The organism is Antarcticimicrobium sp. (assembly GCF_029212575.1).
GTDB lineage: Bacteria > Pseudomonadota > Alphaproteobacteria > Rhodobacterales > Rhodobacteraceae > Antarcticimicrobium.
The window spans coordinates 1-8,168 of sequence record NZ_JARGPK010000051.1 but is presented as its reverse complement, the minus strand read 5'-3'; the positions used below and the strand labels follow the sequence as shown (position 1 = coordinate 8,168).

Annotated in this window: 9 protein-coding genes; 4 read left to right on the top strand and 5 right to left on the bottom strand. The window is 67.9% G+C overall.

Going from position 1 to position 8,168, the window contains the following annotated elements; translation table 11 throughout:
* The first annotated feature begins 76 nt into the window (after positions 1 to 76).
* Positions 77 to 2,398, top strand: coding sequence for a response regulator (locus P1U75_RS10460; RefSeq protein WP_300242896.1), 2,322 nt, complete (start codon positions 77 to 79; stop codon positions 2,396 to 2,398).
* Between the two features lie 6 nt (positions 2,399 to 2,404).
* Here P1U75_RS10460 and P1U75_RS10455 read toward each other — a convergent pair whose 3' ends face one another.
* Entirely contained in the window at positions 2,405 to 3,268 is an 864-nt protein-coding gene (locus tag P1U75_RS10455; protein ID WP_300242894.1) for an alpha/beta hydrolase, read from the bottom strand.
* Positions 3,269 to 3,386: 118 nt separating this feature from the next.
* On the opposite strand from P1U75_RS10455, the gene P1U75_RS10450 reads away from it, so the two are divergent.
* On the top strand, positions 3,387 to 3,791 hold the full coding sequence (locus P1U75_RS10450) for a PaaI family thioesterase (protein WP_300242892.1): 405 nt from the start codon (positions 3,387 to 3,389) through the stop codon (positions 3,789 to 3,791).
* A 5-nt stretch (positions 3,792 to 3,796) separates the two neighbouring features.
* Positions 3,797 to 4,489 carry a hypothetical protein gene (locus P1U75_RS10445; protein WP_300242890.1) on the top strand — a complete coding sequence of 231 codons (693 nt, stop codon included), beginning with the start codon at positions 3,797 to 3,799 and terminating at the stop codon, positions 4,487 to 4,489.
* A 4-nt stretch (positions 4,490 to 4,493) separates the two neighbouring features.
* Here the strand turns inward: P1U75_RS10445 and P1U75_RS10440 are convergent, their stop codons facing one another.
* The 4 genes from P1U75_RS10440 to P1U75_RS10425 all read right to left on the bottom strand — a co-directional run bounded on the left by P1U75_RS10440 (position 4,494) and on the right by P1U75_RS10425 (position 7,492).
* A complete protein-coding gene (locus P1U75_RS10440; RefSeq protein WP_300242888.1) occupies positions 4,494 to 4,904 on the bottom strand; it encodes a cytochrome c in 411 nt (136 codons plus the stop codon).
* 8 nt (positions 4,905 to 4,912) lie between these two features.
* Positions 4,913 to 5,317: a cytochrome c gene (locus tag P1U75_RS10435; RefSeq protein WP_300242885.1), complete on the bottom strand. Its 405-nt coding sequence runs from the start codon at positions 5,315 to 5,317 to the stop codon at positions 4,913 to 4,915.
* A 212-nt stretch (positions 5,318 to 5,529) separates the two neighbouring features.
* Positions 5,530 to 6,213, bottom strand: a complete 684-nt coding sequence (locus tag P1U75_RS10430; protein WP_300242883.1) for an ABC transporter ATP-binding protein — start codon at positions 6,211 to 6,213, stop codon at positions 5,530 to 5,532.
* Positions 6,206 to 7,492: a lipoprotein-releasing ABC transporter permease subunit gene (locus tag P1U75_RS10425; protein WP_300242881.1), complete on the bottom strand. Its 1,287-nt coding sequence runs from the start codon at positions 7,490 to 7,492 to the stop codon at positions 6,206 to 6,208. Before P1U75_RS10425 ends, P1U75_RS10430 begins: the two co-directional genes overlap by 8 nt.
* A gap of 167 nt (positions 7,493 to 7,659) precedes the next feature.
* On the opposite strand from P1U75_RS10425, the gene P1U75_RS10420 reads away from it, so the two are divergent.
* On the top strand, positions 7,660 to 8,168 hold a 509-nt coding region (locus tag P1U75_RS10420; protein WP_300242879.1), incomplete at its 3' end, for a ferric reductase-like transmembrane domain-containing protein.

The following is an 8,168-nucleotide window of genomic DNA, read 5'->3' as shown; positions in this document are numbered from 1 at the left end:
GGATTTTCCGGGCTTAACGTGAATTTAGCGTTTCCCCGGCCCAATCCGGAAAACGCGACACGGTTTGGAGCGGACAATGGGCGCCAACACGCTGAAATTCTTCTCCTGGGCAGCCCTGCTCATGGCGATGCTGATTTTCGCGACCACCCTGGTGATCGTCAACGCCCGGCTATCGGTGACCGAAGCCCTGGCGACCGACGCGACTGAGGTAATCACGAAAATCTGGTACCGCCACTATTTCCTTCATGCCGGCGCGTTAGAAGAATTGGCTCTCGCAAACGAGCAGGACCAAGTCGTACCTCGCTATCACACCGATCCGGAAGCTTTCGGAGAGATTGTTTTCTTTCGGATCTTCGACAAACGGGGGCGTCTGACACTGGCCGCCACAAACGCCCCCGAACCTGGCCAGACCAGCCCGATCCCCGGCGGCCCCCCGCCGCGAACGGAGGACGACCGCACCGCGGTTCAGACGGTGCTGCGCTCAGGCATGCCGATAACAACCTTCGATATCGGTGCCCGGCGCGAGGAGACATCCAAGGTATTCGCCCGCAGCATTCTGCCAATCCGGCACGAAGGCCATATCCTCGGCGCGGCCGAGGTCATCCTCGATGCGAGCGGCCCGGCCGACGATATCGCCGCCGCATTTCGCCGGTTCAGCCTGTTCGTGGCCTCGGTTCTGACATTCGCCAGCCTGATCCCGATCTCGGTCATCAGCTACTCCTGGCTCCGACAGTCCAGACTGAACGTCGAACTGACGAGCGCGCGCGACTCGGCGCGCCATGCCGAGGCGGTCAAATCGCGGTTCCTGGCCAACATGAGCCATGAGATCCGCACACCGCTGAACGGGATCATGGGCATGGCGGACCTGCTGAACGAGACCCAGATGACCGAGGAACAGCGCGATTTCTCGGCGACGATCCTGAATTCCTCGGCAGCCCTGCTGACCATCATCAACGACATCCTCGATTTTTCCAAGATCGAGGCCGGCAAGGTTACAATCGCGCGCGCGCCCTTTGATCTGCACGAGTGCGTTCAGGACGCCGCGGCGCTGCTGTTTCCCGCCGGCAACGGCAAGGGCGTGGAACTTTGCGTCGACTTCCAGACCCCGCTGCCGGCATGGGTGATCGGTGACGAGGCCCGGCTGCGGCAATGCCTGCTGAACGTGGCCGGAAACGCCGTGAAATTCACCGAAGCGGGGCATGTGACCATCCAAGTCACGAGCCCGGGCGATGACCGGATCGAAATCTCCGTCCGCGACACCGGGATCGGCATTCCGCAGGACAAGATCGACACGATCTTTCGCGATTTCGAACAGGTCGAAGGCACCGACGGGCACCAACGCACCGGCACCGGGCTGGGTCTGGCGATCACGCGCAAGCTGCTGACATTGATGGGCGGCGACATCTCGGTCCGAAGCACGCCCGGCAAGGGCTCCCTGTTCCGCATGGTCCTGCCGCTGCCGGCGACCGAACCGCCCGAGCACGCGCAGACCGATGTTCCGGTGCTGTTTCTCGACCCCGGCGCCCTGCGCGGCAAGACCGCCGTGGTGGTGGACGACCTGGAGACCAACCGCCATATCCTGACCGCGCGCCTGGCCGGGTTCGGCATGCGCAGCGCCGCCTATGCAAACACGTCGGAGGCCCTCACCGCCGTGCTCGACAAGCGGCAGCCGCAGCCCGACGTTGTGATCTCCGATCACCGCATGCCGGGCATGGACGGGGCGGACCTGTTGCAGGCACTGCGGGCCGATCCCGCCACGCAAGATCTGCCCGTGGTGATCCTGTCGTCGGGCGATCTGGACGCGCTCCGCGCCGCCTTCACCCGCACCGACATCGACTTCGGCCTCAGCAAGCCGGTGCGCAACGACCGGCTGTTCAAGGTCCTGTGCCGCGCCACCAAGGCGGGCGGCACGGAAAAGCGCAGCTCCGCCCCGCCGGCCGGATCCGACGACAGCGCCGCAGCCGCGCCGCAAACCGCGCGGCTGCGCGTGGGATTGGCCGAAGACAACAAGACCAACCGCTTCATCGTCGAAAAGATGATCGCCACCCGCGTCGCCTGCGTGATCCCCTGGACCGACGGGCAGCAGGCGGTTGACGCCTATCTCGCCGAGCGGCCGGACGTGATCCTGATGGACATCTCGATGCCCGGCAAGGACGGGTTCACCGCAACGCGGGAGATCCGCGCGCTGGAACGCCGCGCCGGTCTGCCGCCCTGTATCATCCTGGCGTTGACCGCCCATGCCATGGCCGAGGACCGCACCCGCAGCGCGGAGGTCGGCATGGACGGGTTCCTGAGCAAGCCGATCCGCAAGGCCAAGCTGATCGAGGCGCTGGAGGCGGCCTCCGCGCGGCTGGCGAACCGGCGGGCGCAATCGCCAGAGGCCCGCGACGCGGGCTGATCCGGCTCAGTTGCCCTGCCCCATGCGCTGGATCCGGACCCAGGTTTCCGATCCCTCCTGCGCCAGCTCGTCGAGAATGTCGAAATGGTCCCGCCCGGGACAGCGCGCCAGGCTGATCCGCCGCAGCTTGCGTCCCCATAGCACGGCCAGCGCATCGCTTTGTCGGCCAAAGGCCTCGGGTTCGTCGGCACCCAGGACGAGGTGCACCGGGCGCTCGGCGGCGGGCCAGTAGAGCAGCGGCGAAAGACGCTCCACATCGCCGGGGCTGAGCCCGAGGGCATCGTTGACATAGGAGGCCGCCACCGGCGCGAGGTCGTAGACGCCGCTGATCAGAACGTAGCCCGCCAATGCGCCCGGCAGATCCTCGCCGCCCAGTCCGGCGAGGATCGCGGCGGCCAGATGCGCCCCCGCCGAATGACCGGCCAGCACGATCCGGTCGGGGTCGATTCCATAGTCTGCGGCCTTGCTGCGCAGGTGGCGCAACGCCTCTGCGATCTCGTCGATGATCTGCTCCAGCCCGGCCTCCGGCGCCAGCGTATAGCCCAGCCCGGCATGCGCCCAACCGGCCCGCGCAAAGGCACGGGCGGCAAAGCCCGACCCGTCCTTCGACCCCTCCTGCCAGAACCCGCCGTGGATGAAGGCCAGGCACGGCCGCCCCGCCCCTTTGCGTGGCGCGGTCACGTCGTAGCGCTGGCGCGCGCCGGGACCATAGGTCACGTCGGGCCAACGCAGGAGATCCCCGGCCCCCGCCAGCGCCGCGGTCTCGGTCGCGTGGCGGGACAGCACCGCCTCGAAAGCCTTGGCCGACAGGCTGGGCGAAAGCTGGCGGTCGAGCTCGGACCGGCTGAGACGGGCATAGGGGACGCGCATAGGGGTTCTCCGGGTTTCGGCCTTCGTGGGATACGCAGTTTGGGCGCGGTGCGAAAGCCCCTCGACGCCGCCGCCACCGGGCGGCTAGGGTGCCGGCACGCAACAGGAAAGGCCGCCGATGACCCCGGAAACCCTGCAACAGATCCTGTCCGAGAATTTCGCCGAATGGGTACAGGCGCTGGACCTGACGGTGAGCGAGGCAGACCCCGACCACGTGCTGATGCGCATGCCGCTTGGCCCGCATCTGGCCCGGGTCGGCGGCATCGTCTCGGGGCAGGCGCTGGCGGCGCTGGCCGACACCACGATGGTGCTCGCCGCGGCGGCCCAGGCCGGCAGGTTCAAACCCTTTGCCACCACCGACCTGCACACTCAGTTCCTGCGCCCCGGCACCGGCAGCGCGATCCTGTGCCGGGCCGAGATCGTGCGGGCCGGCAGGGCGCTGGTCTTCGCCCGGGCCGGGATGACCGAGGCCGACAGCGGCAAGACGGTCGCCACCGCCACGGCCACCTTCTACGCGCCCTGAGCCGGATGCGCCGCGCGCTCGCCCTCCTGGTCTGCGCCGCCACCGCGCTGGCCGGTTGCGGCCGCCCCCTGACCGGGTCCGAGCGCGCCTTTGCCGAAACCCTGCAGGGGCGCGGCATGGCGCTGGACCGGGTCCGGCTGGTGCACGGCGCCCCGGTGGGCACGATCACCTTTCGCCGCAAACCGCGCCCGCCGGTCACCTGCCGCGAACGGATCATGCCACCGGAAACCGATGAGATCGTCACCACCCGGCCGGCTGCGGTGACGCTGCTCAACCGCATCTTCCTCAGCAAGGACTGGTACCTGGACAACTACGCGCCGGGCTATCCCGAGCGGCTCTACCTCGTCGAGGCGATGCTGCTGGCGCATGAGCTGACCCATGTCTGGCAATGGCAGAACCGGGCGCGCACCGGCTACACTCCGCTGCGCGCGGCGGCCGAGCATGGGGCCGGGACGGACCCCTATCTCTTCGACCTCGCCGCGGCGCCCGATTTCCTGAGCTTCGGCTACGAACAACAGGGCGCCATCGTCGAGGAATACGTCTGTTGCCGCACCCTGGCGCCCCGGGCCGCGCGGACCGAACGGCTGCACGAGATGCTGTCGGGGGCGTTTCCGGTCTCGCCCCTGCCGCGCGGCAAATCGGACACCGCCGTGTTCCTGCCGTGGAAGGAAGCCCAATTGAAAGGCATCTGCGACTAGGGCGCTACCCTTCGGCGGTCTGGATGCTCTCCAGGTAGCTCAGCAGCGCGGCCAGCGGGCGCGGCGTGGGGGTCAGCGTTCCCTCGACATCGACCGGCACCAGATCCCCCTCCAACAGGGCGCCGAACTCCGGCATGATCTCGGGCGTCATCCCGCCGTGACCATAACCGTCGATTTTCGACAGCACCGCGGCACGGGGAAAGACCCCGCCGTTGCGGGCCGAAATCCCGGTCAGGTCCGGCGCCGTCTGTCCACCGGCAAGCGTTCCGCCCTGCCCCTGGTAATCGTGGCAGGCGGTACAATTTTCGGCAAACAGCGCCGCCCCTTCGTCCGGACCCGGCATCTGGCTCTGGTCGGCAACGCAGGCCGCCAGAACGGCCAGCACCGGCACGGCGATCAGCAGTTTCTCGGTCATCGGCTGGGTCATTCGGCTTGCAGGGTTTGCAGATAGGCCATCAGATCGACGATCGGCTTGCTGGTCATGATCGGCTGGCCGCTGGTGGTCTTGATCGCCGTGCCCTTGCCCTCGAAGAAGAACCCGTAGACCGGCATCGGGCTGCCGTGGCTCACCAGCGGATCGCGTCCGTCGATGCGCTTGATCACCCGCTCGAGCGGAAAGGCGCCGCCGTTGGACTTGGCCAATCGGGTCAGGTCGGCGGGCTGGATCACCAGCACCCCTGCCATCGGCCCCTGGCCGCCCCCCTCGATGCCGTGACAGGTGGCGCAATGCACGCGGTAGAGCTCGGCCCCCTTCTCGACGTCCTGCGCCAATGCCGGCACCGCCGCGCCGGCCAGGAAAAGGCCGGCAATCCATTTCACGACACGCATTGTTTTTCTCCCCTTGCTAGATTTGACAGGATCACAATTCCTGATGCGATTCAACAGGTTCCACCGACACGTCCCGCCGCGCCCGCCCCATGACAACCCGTCCGGACAAGACCGAGGGGCAAGGCGGCGCGACACGACCCGCACCATGACCACTCTTTCAGCCCGGCGGTTTCACCTCAATGACACAGATCAACGCGTCGGCCCCGCGCCGGCTATGGCGCGGCGATGCGGCCGCCATCCATGTGCAACACGCGATCCATCCGCGCCGCCAGGTCCAGGTTGTGGGTGGCGATGAGCGCGGCCAGCCCGGTTTCCGTGACCAGCGCCATCAGCGCCGAGAACACCCGGTCGGAGGTCTCCGGATCGAGGTTGCCGGTGGGCTCGTCCGCCAGCAAGAGCCGCGGCCGGTTGGCCAGCGCCCGGCAAAAGGCGACGCGCTGCTGCTCCCCCCCCGAAAGCTCCGCCGGGCGATGATCGGCCCGCGCCGAAAGCCCGACCCGCTCCAACAGCTCCCCCGCGCGCGCCGCGGCCTGCGCCCGCGCCACACCATCGGCCAGCTGCGGCAGGATCACGTTTTCGGCCGCCGTGAACTCAGGCAGCAGGTGATGAAACTGGTAGATGAAGCCGACATCGCGCCGCCGCACGGCGGTGCGCGCCCGGTCGCCGCGCCCGGTCATGTCCTGCCCGGCGATGGCCACGGTGCCGCTATCGGGGGAATCGAGCAGCCCGGCGATATGTAGCAGCGTCGATTTCCCCGCCCCCGAGGGCGCCACCAGCGCCACCGTTTCCCCCGCCGCGAGCGACAGGTCGACGCCGCGCAGCACCTGCACCGCGCCCGGCGTACCGGGATTATAGCCCTTTGCGACCGCCTCCAGGTGCAACATCGGCTCACTCATAGCGCAGCGCCTCGACCGGGTTGAGCCGGGCGGCGCGCCGGGCCGGGAAAATGGTGACGATGAACGACAGCCCCAGCGACAGCGCGACCGCCTTGAGCACGTCGGCCAGGTGCAGCTCGGCCGGCAGGGCATAGATGCCGCGAATCGCAGGGTCCCAGACCCCGCCGCCCATCACGAAGTTCACGAAGGAAAAGATCGGATCGATGTAGATCGCGAAGAGACACCCGAGCGCCACCCCCAGCCCGGTGCCGATCAGCCCGGTGAAGGCGCCGCAGATGAAAAAGACCCGCAGCACCGAACCCTCGCTCAACCCGATGGTGCGCAGGATGCCGATGTCGCGCCCCTTGTTCTTGACCAGCATGATCAGCCCGGAAACGATGTTCATCGCCGCGATCAGCACCAGGATCGAGAGGATCACGAACATTACGTTATCCTCGACCTCCAGCGCGCGCAGGAACCCGCCCGAGGCATCGCGCCAGGTCCAGACCTGGGCGCGTTCCCCGGCCGCCTGGCGCAGCGCGGGGATCATCGCCTCGACCGCCTCCGGCTCCTCGACCATCACTTCAACTTCGTCCGCTACCCCCTCGCGGTTGAAATAGATCTGCGCCTCGCCAAAAGGCATGTAGACGCGGGTCCGGTCGATATCGTAGCGGCCCGCGGTAAAGATGTAGGCCACCTCATAGGCGTTCACCCGCGGGCTGGTGCCAAAGGGCGTCTTGACCCCCTCGGGCGAGATCAGCTTGATCCGGTCGCCCACGGCCACGCCCAGTTCACGCGCCACGCCGGAGCCGATGGCGAGGCCGGCCGGGAAATCGCCCAGTTCGCCCTGCGCCTGCTCGCCCGCGGCGATGGCCGGCAGCGTGGCCAGATCGCCGGCCCGGATGCCGAACACCTCGACCCCGGAATTGCGCCCGCGATGCGCCGCCATGACCTGACCGCGCACCAGCGGCGCCGCCCGGGTCACGCCGGGCACCTGCGCCAGCCGCGCGGCCATGTCTGCGAAATCGGGGATGGTCCGGTCGATCCGGCCCTGCGCGGTCACCTCGCCCAGGTTGTAGACGGTGACATGGGCGTTGGCGCCCAGGATCGTGCCGACGAACTCCGACCGGAACCCTGATCGCACAGCCAGCGTGGCGATCAGGGCAAAGACCGCAAGGGTGATGCCGATCAGGCTGATCCAGGTCATCACGCTGACCCCGCCCTCGGCACGGCGTGCGCGCAGATAACGCCAGGCGATCATCCACTCAAAGGGGGCAAAGGGGGGCGTGCGGTTGGCCACGGCTGCTCCAGTTCTGCTCGGCGCGGACAGTGCGGCGAACGCTGCGGGGCGTCAAGCGACATCCTCGGCAGGAAACCGACCCGACCCAGGCCTCGCCCGGCGAGTAATACTGGATTTCGTTCCATCACGTCGTTAGCCCTAAAGGAGACGAAAAGGGGGCACCGAACATGCCGGCGGGGCTTTTGATCATTCTTTATCTGGGCGTCGTCCTGTTGCCGCTCGGCCTGGCCTGGGCGCAGGGGTTGACGCCGCGCTCCGTTGCCGACGAACTGGCCTCGGGCGCCGGGATTCTGGCGTTGACGGTGATCCTGGCCGAATTCCTGCTGCTGGGCCGCTACCGTTTCATGACCCGGCGCCTGGGCACAGATATCGTGATGCGGATGCATCAGCTGCTGGCGCGGGGGGCGGCGATCCTGGCGATCGTCCATCCGTTTCTCTACACCACCCGCCGGGCGCCGGCGCCGGACTGGGACACCCAGCGGCAATTTTTCGTGACGGCAGAGTTTTCGGCGCTCTGGCCGGGCATCGTCGCCTGGCTTCTGCTGCCGACGCTGGTACTGATGGCGATCGGGCGCACCACGCTGGGCTCCCGATACGAGGCATGGCGGCTGATGCACGGGCTTGGGGCCACGCTGATCGCGGGATTCGGCGTGCTGCACGCCCCGCGTGCCGGAAC